Source organism: Pseudomonas sp. QL9, from assembly GCF_041409665.1.
Taxonomy (GTDB): Bacteria; Pseudomonadota; Gammaproteobacteria; order Pseudomonadales; family Pseudomonadaceae; genus Pseudomonas; species Pseudomonas knackmussii.
On sequence record NZ_CP166971.1, the window covers coordinates 283861 to 300824 of the forward strand.

Below are 16964 nucleotides of genomic sequence, written 5' to 3' on the forward strand. Positions count from 1 at the left end.
TGACAGGTGTCGGGAGACATAGGTAACGCATTTAGGATCACGGTGTAGCCGTTTCGGGAGATCGAGCGATGCCGTGGAAGGAGTGCACACCTGTGTCCAGTCGATATGAGTTCGTTCTTCTGGCGAGGCAGCCAGACACCAATGTGCGCGAGTTGTGTCGTCGCTACGGGATCAGTCCGAAGACGGGCTACAAGTGGATTGAGCGCTATCGAAAGCAGGGCGAGTCGGGGCTGCTGGATAAGTCTCGACGGCCCTTGAATAGCCCTCGCAGTTGCAGCGATGAACTGGAGAAAGCGGTCTTGGCACTGCATGACGAATACCCCGCCTGGGGCAGTCGCAAATTACGCAGCTTGTTGAGCAGCGACTTGCCGTTGCCGCACCACAGCACTATCGATGCGATCCTGCGGCGCAATGATCGGCATCTGCGCTATGGCGCCGATACTGGCCCGGCGGCTACGTCTCGTTTCGAGCATGACGCGCCCAATGACCTCTGGCAGATGGACTTCAAAGGCCATTTCGCCTTGTTCGGCCAGCGTCAACATTGTCATCCGCTGACCTTGCTCGACGATCACTCGCGCTTTGCGTTGTGCCTGGCAGCTTGTGCCAATGAACGGCGCGAGACGGTCCGCCAACAGTTGATCCGTGTGTTCAGGCGCTACGGCCTGCCGCGGCGCCTGACCAGCGACAACGGTCCACCCTGGGGGTCAACCCGACGTGGTGGAATCTCGGCTCTGGAGGTCTGGCTGATGCGCTTGGGCATCAAGGTCGGCCACAGCCGCCCCCACCACCCACAGACACAAGGCAAACTCGAACGCTTCCATCAGACGCTGAAGCGGGAGCTGCTGCACGACGCGCATTTCCGCACGCTGGAGCAGTGCCAGGCCGGTATGGACCGCTGGCTCGAACAGTACAATCAGCAACGCCCGCACCAGGCCTTGGGCCAGAAACCACCGCTGACGCGTTATCAGAGCAGCCCCAGGCCATACCCGGAACAACTGCCGGAAGTGGAATACGAGCCGGGAGAGTGGGTGCTGACAGTGCATACCAAGGGCCAGATCCGCCTCAATGGCCAAATGGTATTCGTCAGCGAAGGCTTGGCCGGCGAACGCGTCGCCATCCGCCCGGCCAAGGAGGATGGCGTGCTCGATATCATTTTCATCAACAGAACGGTCCGGCAGGTCGATCTCCGGCAGCCGGAGTGAACATGGGCAACCGTTACCCATGTGTCCCGACAGGCGTTACCTGTCTGTCCCGGCAGAACACTCCCTCTCCCCAACCCTCTCCCTGAAGGGAGAGGGGGCTGTTCGGCATGCGCTGAGGGTTCGGCGTCATCCTGTAGGAGCGGATCTTGTCCGCGAAAATCCCCGCACCGATCCACCCGTAGGGCGCATAACCGCGTTCGCGGTTATGCGCCGCCGCACCGCACGAAAATGGCGGATAACCCCCACGGGGTTATTCGTATATGGACTCCTCCCGGTTTGCCAGTGTTTGGCGGGGATTTCGAACCTAGGTACGACTGCGTCCGTATATCCGGCTTCATGGAGCGGTGTGGCAGCTCCCGAGCCCTGATGAAATGCGCGCCTGTATGTCTGATCGCCCTAACGGCTTTGCTTCACGGCAGCAGGGAGCCCGCGGATAACCCAGGTTTCATACAGGCCGGTTCGACCGGTTCGTCATCAATGCCATTCACTGTGCAATCGTGGTGGAGCGTTTCTACAGCGGTGTTGCCGGTAACGCTCAGGCGGGTTGGTAGGTGGTTTCCCGACTGAGCAGGGCCCAGACGATCCGGGCATTCTTGTTGGCCAGGGCAACGGCGACGGCGTTGGCATTGCATCGTTGCAACAGGCCTTGCAGCCAGCGACTGCGAGCATCGGTCTTGTTGGCGCAACAGCGTACGACCGAGCGGGAGCCATGGGTGAACAAGGTGCGCAGGTAGGTATCGCCACGCTTGGTGATCCCGCCCAGGCGCTGTTGCCCGCCCGTGGAGTGTTGCCGTGGCACCAGGCCCAGCCAGGCGGCGAACTGACGCGCCGTGCGGAATTGCCGGGCATCGCCGACCGCTGCCACCACCGCGCTGGCGGTGAGCGGGCCGATGCCTTCCACGGCCAGCAGGCGCTGGATGCGCGCATCCTCGCGCGCACTGCGCTTGATCACTCGCTCCAGTCGTTCGATGCGGGCATCCAGCGCCTGCAACTCCTCTTTCAAATCGCTCAACAACTCGCCCATTGGCGCCGGCAAGGGCACCGGCTCGGCAGCGGTGACCGTCTCGAGCAGTTCGACGGTCGCCGCGCGCCCGCGTCGGCTGGCGATCAGGCCAAATTCGCCGAGCAAGCCGCGAATTTCGTTGCACAGTGCCGTACGGGCCCGGACCAGACGGCTGCGAATGCGATGCACGGACTGCCCGGCCTGCTGCTGCGCACTCTTCACCGGCACAAAGCGCATGCTCGGACGGCTGGCCGCCTCGCAGATCGCTTCGGCATCGTGGGCATCGTGTTTGTCACCCTTGACGTAAGGTTTGACGAACTGCGGTGCGATCAAGCGAACCTCATGCCCCAGCCCCTGCAGCTCTCGCGCCCAATAGTGCGCACTGCCGCAGGCCTCCATCGCTACCAGGCAGGGTGCCAGCTGGCGAAAGAAATCCAGCATCTGCGCCCGCTTGAGCTGCCGGCGGCACACCACGCGCTCGTGGCTATCGACGCCATGTACCTGGAATACCTGCTTTGCCAGATCCAGACCAACGCGACTAATGTTCATGCTGACTCCCCCTCCGGGACTTGTGGCTACACCATCAGTCTGGCGCTTGACGCCGTAGGAGGGAGGAGTCCATTTCATTGCCCTACAGGTTCGGTATTTGCGGTGGGCGGTTCGCGAGCGGATGCAGCGCGTCGGCCTCAGGACCGCCCGCCGTGTTTGACGGTGGCCTTGGGGTACTCGCCGAACAGCGCGTGGTAGGACTGGGAGAACCGCCCCAGGTGCCAGAACGACCACTTCATCGCCACGTCGGCCACGCTCATGCCGGTCTCGGCGGCGTTGAGCAGGTCGCGGCGGGCGGCGTTCAGGCGGCGGTTGCGCAGCCAGACGATGGGCGGGATGCCCGCGTAGCGCAGGAAGGATTGCTGCAGGCTGCGCGGCGAGACGCCGGCTTTTGCGGCCAGCTCGGTCATGCCAAGGTTTTCCTCGGGACAATCGTTCACCACCTCCTTGACTCGCTGCACCACGCGCTTGGCCTGGACGATGGAGCGCGAACGCTGGGCGTCGCTGGGCGGCGCTTCGCAGAGCAGGGAGAAGCAGTTGGAGACGATGCCTTGCGCGATGCCGGGCGCATCCATGGCCTGCTGCTCGCCGTGGGCGCCGGTGAGCAGGTTGCTGAGCGAGGTCGCGACCTGGCTGCAGTGGTCGGAGCGCAGCGGCGTGAGCACCAGGTCGGCGAAGGAGTCGAGCGCCTGGCCCCACTGCCCGGCTTCCTTGATCACCACCGCCACCTCGCGGTAGTTCTCCGGGGTGACCCAGGCGTTGCGGGTCTCGCCGTCGAGCAGGTAGAGGGTGTTGTCGGACATGTCGAAGCTGAACACCAGGGCCCCGGGCGGCGCGTGGAACTCCTGCTCCACGCGCAGGTTCATCTGCTCCTCGAAGAGCTCGATACCCTCGACCTCGGCATGCAGGATCCGCCCGGCGAAACGCCCCGCGGACATCTGCGTGTACTGCTGTTCCCAACCGGGAATCGCAATGCGCTGCTGATCGACTTCTTGTGCTTCTACAACCCTGACCGACATACCCAGACCTGGCGGTTTTCCTGGCCGGGAAGGCTATCAACCGGCCCGAGCCGCGTGCAAGCGCCGCGCGCCCGCGGCCACGACCTTTCATCCAGCCGTTGCATCATGGTGCTGTCATCCACGGCTGCTAGATTGCGCGCCCACTATCTGCTCGCAACGCACCGAGCAGGCCGCAACCGCGCCGTATGGATGACTGGACATGAAGCTGGACTCGGGCTCTTCGCGCACGCCATTCCTGATCCGCTCCGAAGACATGGACGCTGACGAGTTCGGTGCCCTCTTCACGCGGATGTTCGGCAACCTCTATTCGGGGCTGCCGCGTCCGGAGCGCAAGGTCGCCATCGCCGGGGTCTACGGCCGCCACGACGGCCTGAGCTTCCGCCGCCTGAGCTTTCGCGGCGATTTCACCACCGCCATGCCCGACCAGGACGACGAGATCACTTTCGTCTTCCCCACCGCCGGCAAGATCGTCTTCAACCAGGCGAGCGAGACCGTCGGGGTGCCGACGGTTGGCCTGGCGATCGAGAAATCCTCGGTGCGCTCGGCGAGCTTCGTCGATGGCCACGCGCAGCACGGGATCTCGGTGCGCCGCGCCCTCTTCGCCCGGCGGCTCTCGACGCTGCTGGGCAAGCCGGTGGTGCACAAGGTGCGCTTCCAGCCCGTGGTCGACCTCAAGGTGGAAGCCTTCCAGGGCATCAAGGCGCTCATCGGCATGGCCACCGGCTCGGAGTTCGACCTGCTGATCAAATCCAGCGCGCTGATGCCCGCGCGTCTGCAGGAGATGCTGGTCGACGCCGTGCTGGAGAACTGGCCGCACAACTACAGCGAAGCGCTACAGAAGCCGGGCCCGATGATCGCGCCGCGCCATGTGCGGCGGGCCGTGGAGTACATCCAGGCGCACCCCGAGGCGCTGCTCAGCGGCACCGAGCTGGCCGAACTGACCAATGTCAGCCTGCGCGCGTTGCAGGAGGGATTCCGCCGTTTCATGGGCAGCTCCATCGTCGCCTACCAGCGCCAGGTGCGCCTGGAGCGGGCGCACGCCGCGTTGCTGGAAGATTCGCCGCAGTCCATCCGCGATATCTCGCTGGGCCTGGGCTTCAGCAACCTCGGGCGCTTCTGCCAGTACTTCCAGAGCGCCTACGGGGTCAGCCCGGCGGACCTGCGCAAGGGCCGCGCGTAGCCCAAACGATAAGGGCGCGCTGCCGGTGAGGCAGCGCGCCCTTGCCGAAACCCGCCCGATCCGCCGTGGGGATGCCGGCGGATCGGGCGACGTGGTCGATCAGAACTGGTAGCTGGCCTTGAGGCTGCCGCTGTAGCCGTGGCTGCCGCTGCCGCCGAGGGCGCCGACTTCCGCACCCACGCTCAGGTCGCCGAGGCTGGCCATGGCGTTGACCGCGGCGCTGACCTGGTCGCGGTTGTCGAAGGCCGCACGCTGGGCTACGTCCAGGCCCAGCAGGTGGCCGTCGCTGTTGACCTTGTAGTCGCCCAGCGCGTGGTCATAGCCCAGGTCGATGCCCGGCACCAGCTGCCAGCCGCCGCTCAGTGCGACCGGCATGAAGCTCACCTTCAGGTTGGCGATGGCGCTGCGGCGGGTTTGCTCGATGCCGTCGACGTCCAGCGCCAGCTCGCTGCCCTTCTCCTGGAAGCCGGACAGGTCCAGGTGGCTGATGCGTACGCCCAGGCTCGGTTCGAGGATCGCGTCCTTCACCGGGATGCGGTAACCCAGCGACGCGCTGCCGCCGCTTAGTGTGCCGTGGCTGTCGCCCTTGGCTGTGCCGAGGCCGCCACCCAGTTCGCGCTTGCTGTCGTAATCCAGCCAGCCGGCGCTGAGGTCGGCATCGACGAACAGGCCCTGCTCCAGGCTGCCAGGGGCGAAGCGCGCGCCCGCGCGGAGGAAGGTCAGGTCGGTGTCCACCTTGCCACCCGCCCCGCCCACGCTGCCACGGCTGTAGCCGAAACCGGCGGTGGCGCTGAGCTGATCGGAGAAGCGCTGGGTCAGGCCGATCATGGTGCCCTGGGTGTGCTCGTTGCTGCTTGCGGCCTGGGACGAGCCGTCGTTGCCCTGGTAGCCGGCCAGGGTGGTGGTCCACAGGCGGCGCTGGCCGGTCTTCAGGTCGGTGCCGCTGGTATAGGGGGCGGCAGCGCGGTCGATCAGCGCGTCCTGGCGCAGCAGGTAGCTGGCGGCGTCGGCGTGCACCTGGCCACCGACGGTGGATTCCACGCCGCCGAGGGTGCCGGCGTCGATAGCCGATTGCAGGTAGTAGTTGTACGCCGTGTAGTTGCCCGAGAGGCTGCTGTTCTGCAGTTGCAGCAGCAATTGCGCACCGGCGGCGGCGTTGCCGGAAAGGCCGGCGGTGCCAGGCAGGCTGCTGTAGTAGACCATCTTGCCGCGCAGCACGTAGATGGTTTCCTGGGACAGGCCCAGGCCTTCCTTGAGGTAGTTGTCCATGCTGCCGTACTCGGCGACCACCTGGTCCAGGCCGGCCTGCAGGTAGCTGGCCTGCACGCCGAGCAGCGGCGCGTAGATAGCCGCCATGCTCGGCGGCATCTGCGCCAGGGTCGCGGCAACGCGGGCGGCGGTGTATTCGTTGGTGGCCAGGTAGTCGGACATGATGGTCGCGCTGTCCACCCCGGCGATGCTCAGCAGCACGGCGGCGGTCCAGCCGGTGCGGTCCTTGCCGGCGGTGCAGTGGAACAGCGCCGCGCCGTCGGCCGATGCCAGCTCGTTGAACAGCGTGGCGAACTGGCTGCGCATCCCGGCATCGCTGACGAAGGAGCGGTTGGTCTGTTCCATCATCTCGATCGCCTGGGCGGCGCTGGTGACGGAGATATTGGTGATGTCGGCTCCGGAGGTGGCGCTGCCAATGATGTCGATGTTCTGGTAGCTCGCCCCGCTGGGCAGGGTGTCGGGCGTAGACGCGATCTCGCTGGCGGTGCGCAGGTCGAAGACTTCCTTGATGCCCAGGGTGTTCAGCGTGGCCAGGTCGGCGGCCGACGGGGTCAGCGCGTTGGAGCGGTAGAACACGCCCGCTCGCATGGTGCCGTCGTTGCGGGTGGTGTACGCGGTGGTGGTGCCGGCCACGTCGCGGAAGTTGTCGATGCCGGTCAGGCGCGGGGTATCGAGGGTGTAGGTCTCGGTGGCCTGGGCGGTAGCGATGGACAGGCTGAGAACGGACAGCGAACAGCAGAGAACTCGATTTAGCACGGTGTAGCCTCGTCGATGGAAATGCGGATTGAGCGGGCTACTTTCGGTGGCGATCCGCTATCGAATATGACAGGACGCCGGCAAAGCCAAATGGCTGCGCATTCTGTCCGCGGGGTGCGTTATCTGTCCGTGCCGGTCAGAAATGACGAGCGATTTGCCGAATCGCCCGCCGCCGGAGATTGGCGGGATGCCAAGGACCAACTATGTTCCCCGGCATCCCGAAGAGTTCACGGCGCGAAGTGGTGAGGCATGGACAGGTTCCAGGAAATGAAGGTGCTGCTGGCGGTGGCCGAGGCGGAGAGCTTCGCCGGCGGGGCGAAGCAATTGGGCCTGTCGCCGCCCAGCGTGACCCGCGCCATCGCCGCGCTGGAGGAGCGCCTGGGCACCCTGCTGCTGGCGCGCAGCACCCGCAGCGTGCGGCTGACCGAGGCGGGCCGGCGCTACGCCGAGGATTGCCGGCGCATCCTGCAGGAGCTGGAGGAAGCCGAGGAGCTGGCCGCCGGCAGCGCGCTGCGCCCGCGCGGCAACCTGACGGTGACGGCGCCGGTGCTGTTCGGCGAGCTGTACATGGTGCCGCTGATCGCCGAGTTCCTCGCCGCCCATGCCGAGGTGTCGGTGCACGCGCTGCTGGTGGACCGCCTGGTGAACCTCATCGACGAAGGCGTCGACGTCGCCGTGCGCATCGGCCATTTGCCGGAGGGCGAGATGAACGCGCTGAAGGTCGGCGAGATCCGCCCGGTCATCTGCGCCGCCCCGGCCTTTCTCGACAAGGTCGGCCGCCCGGCCACCCCCACCGACCTGCTCGACGCGCCGGTGGTGATGTCCGCCTCCAGCACCCTGCTCACCGACTGGCAGTTCGTCACAGCGGACGGCGCCGTCACCCTGCGTCCACAGGCACGCTTCGTGGTCACCTCGAACAATGCCGCCATCCACGCGGCGAAGCTGGGCTGGGGCTTCACCCGCGTGCTGTCCTACCAGGTCGCCGACGCCGTCGCCCGCGGTGAGCTGGAGATCGTCCTCGACGCCTTCTCCATCGCCCCGCTGCCCATCCACCTGCTGCAGCCGGGCGGCGCGCGGGCCTCGGCCAAGGTTCGCGCCTTCATCGAGTATTGCGCCGAGCGCCTGCGCAACGACCCGGCGCTACGCCTGGCCGCGCGGGAGTAGTCCTTGGACCGCTATCGCGAAATGCAGGTGTTCGATGCCGTGGCGCGCACCGGCAGCCTGGCCGCCGGTGCGCGGCTGCTGAAGCTGTCCACTGCGACAGTGATGCGCGTCGTCGCCGCGCTGGAAACACGCCTGGGCTGCGAGTTGCTGCTGCGCGGCCCGCGCGGGGTCAGCCTGAGTGACAGCGGAGAAGCTTTCGCCGCGAGCTGCCGGCAGATACTCCTGGCGCTCGCCGAGGCGGAAAGTTCGGCCGCCGGCCTGCACGCGCATCCGGCCGGGCAGCTGACGGTCTCGGTGCCGCTGCTGATGGCCGATCAGGTCTTCGCCCCCATCGCCCTCGACTACCTCGCCGCCTTCCCCGAGGTGCGCCTGCGCCTGCAGGTCCACGAGGAACCACCGCGGCTGCTGGAGGACGGCATCGACGTGGCCCTGGTGATCGGCCACCAGCCCGACTCCTCCGGCTTCGCCCTGCCGGTCGGCCAGGTGAGGCCCGTCGTCTGCGCCGCCCCGGACTACCTGGCACGCCACGGGCGACCGACGACGCTCGACGCGCTCAAGGCGCACCAGTGCATCGCCGTGAGTGCCGTCCACGCCAGCAGCGAATGGCGCTTCCGCCAGCAGGAAGCGGCCCGTTCAGTGCGCCTCGCGCCTCGCCTGACCTGCAGCACGGTCCAGGCGGCGATCCGCGCCGCGACCCTGGGCCAGGGGCTGGCCCGCTGCCTCAGCCACGAGGCGCATCAGGAACTGCGTAGCGGGCAGCTCGAAGCACTGCTGCAAGACTTCGCCGGCCCCGCCCTGCCCGCCCAGCTGATCTACCGCGAGGGCCGCCGCGCCGCCGCCCGCGTGCGCACCTTCCTCGACTTCGTGGTGCCGCGCCTGCGCGCCCACCCGGCCCTGCGCGGCTGACATTCTTGCGATTTCTGAAACGCTGGATTGCCGGCCCTGGCGATTCTGCGAAAACGCCTGTGGGCGCAGCATGGTCCCATCAGCGCGAGACACTGACTCGGCGCTGCCTTCCCCCACTTGCCACGGAGTCACTCGCATGTCGCACGCCATCAAGCTCTACCGCCACCCGCTGTCCGGTCACGCGCACCGCGTCGAGCTGCTGCTTTCGCTGCTGCAGCAACCCACCGAACTGGTCTTCGTCGATCTCGCCAAGGGCGCGCACAAGCACCCCGAATTCCTCGCCCTGAACACCTTCGGCCAGGTCCCGGTGATCGACGACAACGGCACCGTCGTCAGTGACTCGAACGCCATCCTCGTCTACCTGGCGAAGAAATACGGCAACGGCCGCTGGCTGCCGGAAGACCCGCTGGGCGCCGCCCGGGTGCAGCGCTGGCTGTCGGTGGCCGCTGGCCAGCTTGCCTTCGGCCCGGCCGCCGCGCGGCTGATCACTGTGTTTGGCGCGCGCTTCAACGCCGAGGAAGTCCTCGCCCGCGCCCATGCGCTGTTCCAGGTGATGGAAAGCGAGCTGGCGAAGTCGCCCTTCCTCGCCGGCGACAGCGCGACCATCGCCGACATCGCCAACTACGCCTATATCGCCCACGCGCCGGAAGGCAACGTATCGCTGCAGGACTACCCGCACCTGCGCGCCTGGCTGGCACGCATCGAGGCCCTGCCCGGCTTCGTGCCGATGCAGCGCACCGCCGCCGGCCTGCTGGCCATCTGAGTCCATTCGCCCGCTGCCGGGGCCGCCCGGCAGCCTCCCCGCGAGGTGTCCGCCATGGAGCATCTTCCCAAGCACCGCCACTCGCCCTGGCATGCCGGTGAACGCGCGATCCAGGAACGGGTCGGCGTGGCCGAACGCATGGAAGTCTTCGGCCAGAAGGTGATCCGCGACTACATGCCCGACCAGCACCGCGAGTTCTATCACCAGTTGCCGTTCATCATCGCCGGCGCGGTGGATGAGCAGGGCCGCCCGTGGGCAACGCTGCTCGAAGGGCCGGAAGGCTTCGTCACCTCGCCCGATCCGAAACGCCTGCTGCTGGAAACCGCACTCGACGCGCAAGACCCCGCTGCCAGCGGCCTGCAGCCAGGCAACGCCATCGGCCTGCTGGGCATCGAGCTGCACACCCGGCGGCGCAACCGCATGAACGGCATCCTGCAGCAGGCCGACGAGGGGCATTTGGCTGTCGCGGTCGAGCAGTCCTTCGGCAACTGCCCGCAGTACATTCAGCGCCGCGAATGGCATCGCGACGAACGCCCGGCCAGCCAGCGCTCGGCGCGTCAGGACTTCACCGCGCTGGACGAGGCACTGGCGCAAAGAATCCGCAACGCCGACACCTTCTTCGTCGCCAGCTACGTCGAGCACGAGGACGGGCAACGCTCGGTGGACGTCTCCCATCGCGGTGGCCGCCCCGGCTTCGTCCGCGTCGAGGGCAACCGCCTGACCATCCCCGACTACGCCGGCAACCTGCACTTCAACACCCTGGGCAACCTCAGGAGCAATCCGCAGGCCGGGCTGCTCTTCGTCGACTTCGCCAGCGGCGATGTGCTGCAGGTCTACGGACGCACCGAGCTGCTGTTCGACAGCCCGCTGATAACCGCCTTCGAAGGCGCCGAACGCATCTGGACCCTCGACGTGCAGCAGGCCGTGCTGCGCCCCGGCGCGCTGTCGATCCGCTGGGATTTCCAGGACTACGCGCCGACCAGCCTGATGACCGGCACCTGGGCCGAGGCCGACGCCAAGCTGGCCAGCCGCGAACAGCGCCAACAGTGGCAGGAATGGCGGGTGGTGCGCGTGGAACAGGAAAGCGAGGCGATCCGCTCCTTCTACCTGCAACCCAGTGACGACACGCCGGTGAGCTTCGCGCCGGGGCAGCACCTGCCCATGCGCCTGCAGATCGGCGATCAGGCGCTGGTGCGTACCTACAGCCTTTCCAGCGCACCCTCGGACGGTGAGCTGCGCATCAGCGTCAAGGCCCAGGGCCTGGCCTCGCGCCACCTGCACGAGCAGGTGCGGGTCGGCGACCGCCTGCAGGTTCGCGCGCCCACCGGCCGCTTCACCCTGGCCGACGATTCCAGCCGCCCGGTGGTGCTGATCGGTGCGGGCGTCGGCATCACCCCGCTGCTGTCGATGCTGCGCGAGCTGGTGGCGCAAGGCGGCGAGCGGCGCATCCACCTGTTCCAGTCCGCACGCAATCTGCGCCAGCTGCCGTTCCGCGAGGAAGTCGACGCGCTGCGCCAGGGTTGCCCGGATCGGCTGCAGGTCCTGCGTGCGCTGAGTGCTCCGGACGACGATGCGGTCGCAGGCCGCGACTACGAACTCGCCGGGCGCCTGGAGATCGCCGCGATCAAGGCCCACCTGCCGCTGGACGACTACGACTTCTACCTGTGCGGCCCGGGGGAATTCACCCAGTCGCTCTACGACGGCCTGCGCGCGCTGAACATCGCCGACGCGCGCATCCACGCCGAAACCTTCGGCCCCTCGACCCTGCGGCGCAGCGACCAGACGCACCTCGCCACACCGCCGCAGCCCCCGGCGGCGAGCGTCCCGGTGCCGGTGTACTTCTCTGCTTCAGCCAAGGAAGCGCGCTGGCAACCGGACGGCGGCAGCCTGCTGGAGCTGGCCGAAAGCCGCGGCCTGAACCCCGATTTCAGCTGCCGTGGCGGCTCCTGCGGCACCTGCAAGACGCGGCTGGTCAGCGGCCAGGTGCACTACCCGGTACCGCCGGCGGAAATGCCCGAGCCCGGCTCGGTGCTGATCTGCTGCGCGGTGCCGGCGCAAGACGAAGGCGGCGTGAAGCCGCTGGTCCTGGACCTCTGAGGAGATAACCCTATGCATACGGCGGAGCGGTTGCCCTACTGGGAAGACGAATACCTGCAAGAACCGATGGCGACGCCTTGCACCACCGGCGAGGCGGAAGTCGGCTATCTGCTCCCGCAGTTGCTCGCCACGCCGGACTGTCCGTCGCGCTCGCGGGTATTCCCGCCGGTACTCGACTGGCTGAGGCGCGCTCATCGCGGATGATCCGGATCAAGGCAGGCAGAGGTTCGCTCGCAAGGGTGCAGGCCGGTGTGCGCTGGCAGGACAGAATTGATCTAGCTTGAAGAGACCGGGTTTCGCCACGAACCCGTTCCCCTGCGCATCGGTGACGACAGCATCATGGCCAGCCATAAGAAATCCACCCACAAGAACACCAGCAAGAAGTCCCTGCCGACGCCGGTATTCCGCTCCCGCGAGGAGCGCCTGGCCATCGGCAAGCAATTGCGCGACAAGGTCCCTCGCGAGAACCATGCCAAGTGGAAGGCACCCGGCCGCCAGCGCGACGTCATCGCCATCCTGGAAAAGTCCAACCGCGACCGGCTCAAGGAACTGGTGCCGATCCGCTACGGGCGCATGCTGCGCACGCCCTTCACCTTCCTGCGCGGTTCGGCGGCGCTGATGGCCCACGACCTGGCCATGGGGCCGGACATCGGCGTGCGCTTGCAGGCCTGCGGCGATTGCCACCTGCTCAACTTCGGACTGTTCGCGACCCCTGAGCGCAACCTGGTATTCGACCTCAACGACTTCGACGAAACCTTGCCGGCGCCCTGGGAATGGGACGTCAAGCGCCTGGCCGCAAGCTTCGCCGTGGCGGCGCGCGACAGCAGCGTCTCCGATGCGCGCGCCCGTGACGCCGCAGTCGCCTGCGCGCGTTCCTACCGCGAGAACTTGCGTACCTACTCGAAGATGAGCCCGCTGGAGGTGTGGTATTCGCGTCTCGATGCGCAGACGCTGCTGGAGATGGCCCCCGACGCCAAGGTGCGCAAGTTCCGTCAGCAGCTGATCGACCGCGCCCGTGAGCGGGTTATGGAAAGCGTCTTCCCGAAGATCGCCGGACAGATCGCCGGGCATCCGCGCATCGTCGACCAGCCGCCGGTCATCCAGCACGTTGCCGACCCCGGGTTCATGAAGCGTGCACACGAGGCCCTGGTCCTGTATCGCCGTAGCCTCTCCGACGAACGCCGCGTGCTGCTCGACCGCTATCACATGGTGGATGCCGCGCTCAAGGTCGTGGGCATCGGCAGCGTCGGCACGCGCTGCTTCATCGTGCTGCTGTTCTCGGAGGAGAACCATCCGCTGATCCTGCAGATCAAGGAGTCCTGCCGTTCCGTGCTGGAACCCTACGCCGGCAAATGCCAGTACGAGAACCAGGGCCAGCGCGTGGTCATGGGACAGCGCCTGATGCAGTCGTCCAGCGACATCTTCCTCGGTTGGACGAGCGGCCGCGCGAGGCGCGACTTCTTCGTGCGGCAATTGCGCGACATGAAGCTCTCCATACCGGTCGAGCACATCACGGCTTCCCAACTGGAGCGCTATGCGGACCTCTGCGGTCTCACCCTCGCGCGCGCCCACGCCAAGTCCGGCGACGCCGCAACCATTTCCGGCTACCTCGGCAACGGGGACGCCTTCGACGAGGCCTTGGGCGATTTCGCCTTGCTCTACGCGGACCAGACCGAGCGCGACCACGCGGTACTGGTCAAAGCGGCACGCGCCGGGCGCGTGAAAGTGCTGAACGAGGAAGAATAGGTGGCGCTCCTGCCGCCCCGCCGGGCGCCACTTCGCAGCGTACTGCCGGCCGCCAGCCTGGCCGCCCTCCTGGCCCTCGGCGCATGCAGCCACATGGGGCCGGGCACGGTGGCCGTGGACCGCTTCGACTACAGCTCGGCGGTGGCCGACTCCTGGAAACAGCAGACGCTGCTGAATATCGTCAAGCTGCGCTACATGGACCTGCCGGTGTTCGTCGACGTGGCCTCGATCGTCGCTGGCTATTCCCTGGAAACCGGCGGCAGCCTGGGCGGGCAGATCTCCTCGGCGGACGCGGTGCAAGGCAACAGCGTGCTGCTCGGCGCCACCGCCAAGTACACCGACCGCCCGACCATCACCTACGTGCCCCTGACCGGCGAGCGCTTCCTCGCCGGCCTGGTCACCCCCATCGACCCGAAGAACATCTTCTCCATGCTGCAATCGGGCTATGCGGCGGACTTCATCCTCGGCCTGACCGTGGACTCGCTCAATGGCGTACGTAATCGCTCGGCGGTGGCGGGCAATATCCGCGAGGCGGACCCCGAGTTCATCCGCGTGCTCCAGCTGATGCGCGAAATCCAGGCCGCCGGCGCGGTCGGCATGCGCGTGGACGAAGACAAGGTCAAGGGCAGGACCGCCGTGCTGTTCATGCGGCGCAACGACGTCGCGCCGGAGATCCTCGCCAAGCAGAAGGAGCTGCGCACCCTGCTCCACCTGCCCGAGGATCGCCAGCACTTCATCCTCCGCTATTCACCGGTGCGCGGCGAAAACGACGAGCTGGCTGTCAGCAGCCGCTCGCTGCTGCAGATCATGACCGCCTTCTCCAGCTACATCGACGTTCCGCAGGAGCATCTCGACGAGCACAGCGCACTGCCGACCTTCCAGGATGGCGAGGCGAACAGTTCGGGCTCGCGCATCCATATTCGCAGCGGCAAGGAAAGGCCGAAGCATGCCTACGCCGCCGTACCCTACCGGGACTACTGGTACTGGATCGAAGACAGCGACCTGGCCGCCAAGCGCGCACTGGGTGCGGTCATGTTCTTCTTCACCCTGGCCGAAACCGGCAGCAGCGAGAAGGCTCCGCTGGTGACCATCCCCGCGCAGTAGCTGCGGGTAGCCGTAGCCGCCTCAGACGCCGAAGTTGAAGGCCACCGAGATGCGCTCGCCCTGCCCCAGGTACGGCCGCACGCGGTGCAGCAGCCAGGACGGGAACATGAGCATCCGCCCGCTGCTCGCCGCCTCGCTGGTGCAATAGCCCGCGCTCAGGCATTCCTCGATGCGCATCCGCAGCTCCGGGCGGTAGATCGACGGCAGCATGCCGCGCGGGTCCTGGAATTCCAGGTCGCCGTCCACCGCCGGGTCCGCCGCGCGACCGCCATCCTCGACCCAGTAGACCCCGGACCAGAAGGCGCCGGGATGGCCGTGCAGGACGTTGCTGTCGCCCTGCCGGTTGATGTTGGCCCAGACGTTGTACTGCCATTGCTGCTCGTAGTGGACCAGCCCGCTGCCGTCCAGGTGCATGGCGGTAAGGCTGCTCGCCAGGCACCAGGCCGTATCCAGCAGGCGTCGACCGGCCTCGCCCGCCCATTCGGCGAAGTCACCGTCCGACTGCCAGCCGCCCTTGTTGCTGTGCGTGACGCCCGGCGTGGCAGCGCGCCGCGCGAGGATGCGCGCCTTGAGTTCGCGATTGAGGCTGTCGCTATCGGCAAGCCAGTAGCTGGCCACGGGGGTCGGGAAAAGCTTGCGGATGTGGATGTCTTCGTCGTTCAAGCGCATGCCCTGGTCCCTCGCGAATCACATTGATGCGGGGCGCTGCTTGGCCACCGTTGCTGGCGGCGAATGATACGGACAGTCGCCGACGATCTCAGTCGAGATTCGCTTACAAAAAACCGGCGAAATGCGCCTTACTGCATCGATCCGGACACATTCGAGCAGCGCTGTATCAACCACCGGGCAATTCCGCCCACCCGCGCGAACAGCAACCTTCGGCGCACGAAAAAAGGCCCCGGAGGGCGATAACCCTCCGGGGCCTGGCTGGCATTGCCCGACGTCAGGCGACGACCGGGATCAGCGGGTCCGCCGCGGCCAGTGCTTGCGCGCGGTCGGCCGCCGGCGGGTAGATCCACTGGGTGTTGATCTGCATCTTCAGCTGCTTGGCCTCATCGCCTACCAGCACCACCTTGCGGTCCCAGCCCTCGCTGTACACCGCGCCCCAGGCGCCGAGGTCGACGCAGGTCACGTACTTGGGCTGGCTATAGGGGATGGGCGCCACGCCCAGCAGGTCGGCGGCGGCGTTGTTGCCCGCCGAGCGGCCCAGGGCGATGGCGTGCTGGCAGCTCATCAGGGCGAAGTTGCCGATATCGTCCGAAGCCGCGTAGGCGGTATCGCCGCTGGCGTAGATGCGCTCCTGGCCGAGCACCTTGAGGTTGCGGTCCACGTGCAGGCGGCCGCGTCCGTCGCGCGGGGCGTCGATCTGCGCGGTGAGCGGCGAGGCCTTCATGCCGGCCGACCAGATCACCGTGAGCGCCTCGATGCGCTCGCCACTGCCGAGGGTCACGCCGCCCTCGTCCACCGCGGCGACCTGCTCACCGAGGCGCCACTCGATGCCCAGGCTGTCGCTGGCCCGGGCGACCACTTCGGCGATCCCGTCGCCGAAAGCCGCGCCGACGCGCTGGCCCGGGTCGATGACGATCACCCGCGCCGCCACGTCTTCGCCAAGGATCGCCCGCAGCCGGGCGGGCATCTCGGTGGCGCCTTCGATGCCGGTCAGGCCGCCGCCGACCACCACCACAGTGTTGCGCGCCGGGCTGTCGGCCAGGGCGGCGAGGCCGAGCAGATGGGCTTCGAGTTTCAGCGCCGACTCCAGGCTGTCGACATCGAAGGTATGGCGGTCGATACCGGCGCTGGCCGGACGCGCCACTTCGCTGCCGGTGGCGACGATCAGCCGGTCGTAGTGCAGCTCGCCCGCCTGGCCGCTGCCGTTGACGTAGGTGACCCGGCGCGCCTGGCTGTCGATGCCGGTGGCGCTGCCACGCACGAAGTCCACGCCCACCGCGTCGAACAGCTCGCCCAGCGGGGCGCTGCAGGTGCTCAGGTCGGGTTCGTAGAAGCGCGGGCGGATGCGCAGCTCGGCCTGGGGCGCGAGCAGGGTGACGGCGACGTCCGTGCGTTTGTGCAGGTCCAGCAGGCGTTGCGCGCTCAGGGCGCTCCAGAGACCGCCGAAACCGGCGCCGATAATCAGAATTCGCTGTTGCATGGCTCGCTCCTGAAGAGGGGGGAAGAGAGAGAAGATCCGGCGGGCTTCGCCGTACCA

Annotated in this window: 14 protein-coding genes; 9 read left to right on the plus strand and 5 right to left on the minus strand. The window is 67.2% G+C overall.

The genetic code is table 11. From position 1 onward, the window contains the following. Positions 1-68: 68 nt before the first annotated feature. Positions 69-1202, plus strand: coding sequence for an IS481 family transposase (locus ACA097_RS01355; protein WP_371365690.1), 1134 nt, complete (start codon positions 69-71; stop codon positions 1200-1202). Positions 1203-1737: 535 nt separating this feature from the next. Here the strand turns inward: ACA097_RS01355 and ACA097_RS01360 are convergent. Together ACA097_RS01360 and ACA097_RS01365 are read right to left on the minus strand one after the other, a co-directional pair. Further along, positions 1738-2754 carry an IS110 family transposase gene (locus ACA097_RS01360; RefSeq protein ID WP_371367040.1) on the minus strand — a complete coding sequence of 339 codons (1017 nt, stop codon included), beginning with the start codon at positions 2752-2754 and terminating at the stop codon, positions 1738-1740. Between the two features lie 137 nt (positions 2755-2891). Further along, entirely contained in the window at positions 2892-3773 is an 882-nt protein-coding gene (locus tag ACA097_RS01365) for a helix-turn-helix domain-containing protein (protein ID WP_371368003.1), read from the minus strand. A gap of 199 nt (positions 3774-3972) precedes the next feature. On the opposite strand from ACA097_RS01365, the gene ACA097_RS01370 reads away from it, so the two are divergent. Continuing rightward, a complete protein-coding gene (locus ACA097_RS01370; RefSeq protein ID WP_371368005.1) occupies positions 3973-4953 on the plus strand; it encodes a helix-turn-helix transcriptional regulator in 981 nt (326 codons plus the stop codon). 99 nt (positions 4954-5052) lie between these two features. Here the strand turns inward: ACA097_RS01370 and ACA097_RS01375 are convergent, their stop codons facing one another. After that, entirely contained in the window at positions 5053-6978 is a 1926-nt protein-coding gene (locus ACA097_RS01375; protein ID WP_371368007.1) for a tyrosine-protein phosphatase, read from the minus strand. A gap of 249 nt (positions 6979-7227) precedes the next feature. Here ACA097_RS01375 and ACA097_RS01380 point away from each other — a divergent pair, with 249 nt between their 5' ends. The 7 genes from ACA097_RS01380 (at position 7228) to ACA097_RS01410 (ending at position 14758) form a co-directional block, all read left to right on the plus strand. Continuing rightward, positions 7228-8142: a LysR family transcriptional regulator gene (locus ACA097_RS01380; protein WP_043251804.1), complete on the plus strand. Its 915-nt coding sequence runs from the start codon at positions 7228-7230 to the stop codon at positions 8140-8142. Positions 8143-8145: 3 nt separating this feature from the next. Next, positions 8146-9048, plus strand: a complete 903-nt coding sequence (locus ACA097_RS01385; protein ID WP_371368010.1) for a LysR family transcriptional regulator — start codon at positions 8146-8148, stop codon at positions 9046-9048. A 136-nt stretch (positions 9049-9184) separates the two neighbouring features. Then, positions 9185-9811 (plus strand): glutathione S-transferase family protein, encoded by a 627-nt coding sequence (locus ACA097_RS01390; RefSeq protein ID WP_371368012.1) that lies wholly within the window; start codon positions 9185-9187, stop codon positions 9809-9811. A 54-nt stretch (positions 9812-9865) separates the two neighbouring features. Further along, on the plus strand, positions 9866-11908 hold the full coding sequence (locus ACA097_RS01395; RefSeq protein WP_371368014.1) for a pyridoxamine 5'-phosphate oxidase family protein: 2043 nt from the start codon (positions 9866-9868) through the stop codon (positions 11906-11908). A 12-nt stretch (positions 11909-11920) separates the two neighbouring features. Then, complete coding sequence (locus ACA097_RS01400) at positions 11921-12112, plus strand: hypothetical protein (RefSeq protein WP_371368016.1); 192 nt, start codon at positions 11921-11923, stop codon at positions 12110-12112. A gap of 135 nt (positions 12113-12247) precedes the next feature. Next, on the plus strand, positions 12248-13654 hold the full coding sequence (locus ACA097_RS01405) for a DUF2252 domain-containing protein (protein ID WP_371368018.1): 1407 nt from the start codon (positions 12248-12250) through the stop codon (positions 13652-13654). After that, positions 13655-14758: a hypothetical protein gene (locus ACA097_RS01410; protein WP_043251793.1), complete on the plus strand. Its 1104-nt coding sequence runs from the start codon at positions 13655-13657 to the stop codon at positions 14756-14758. Positions 14759-14779: 21 nt separating this feature from the next. On the opposite strand, the gene ACA097_RS01415 is transcribed toward ACA097_RS01410, so the two are convergent. Together ACA097_RS01415 and ACA097_RS01420 are read right to left on the minus strand one after the other, a co-directional pair. Further along, complete coding sequence (locus ACA097_RS01415) at positions 14780-15427, minus strand: TIGR02466 family protein (protein ID WP_371368020.1); 648 nt, start codon at positions 15425-15427, stop codon at positions 14780-14782. 274 nt (positions 15428-15701) lie between these two features. Continuing rightward, a complete protein-coding gene (locus ACA097_RS01420; protein ID WP_371368022.1) occupies positions 15702-16907 on the minus strand; it encodes an NAD(P)/FAD-dependent oxidoreductase in 1206 nt (401 codons plus the stop codon). Positions 16908-16964 lie beyond the last annotated feature (57 nt).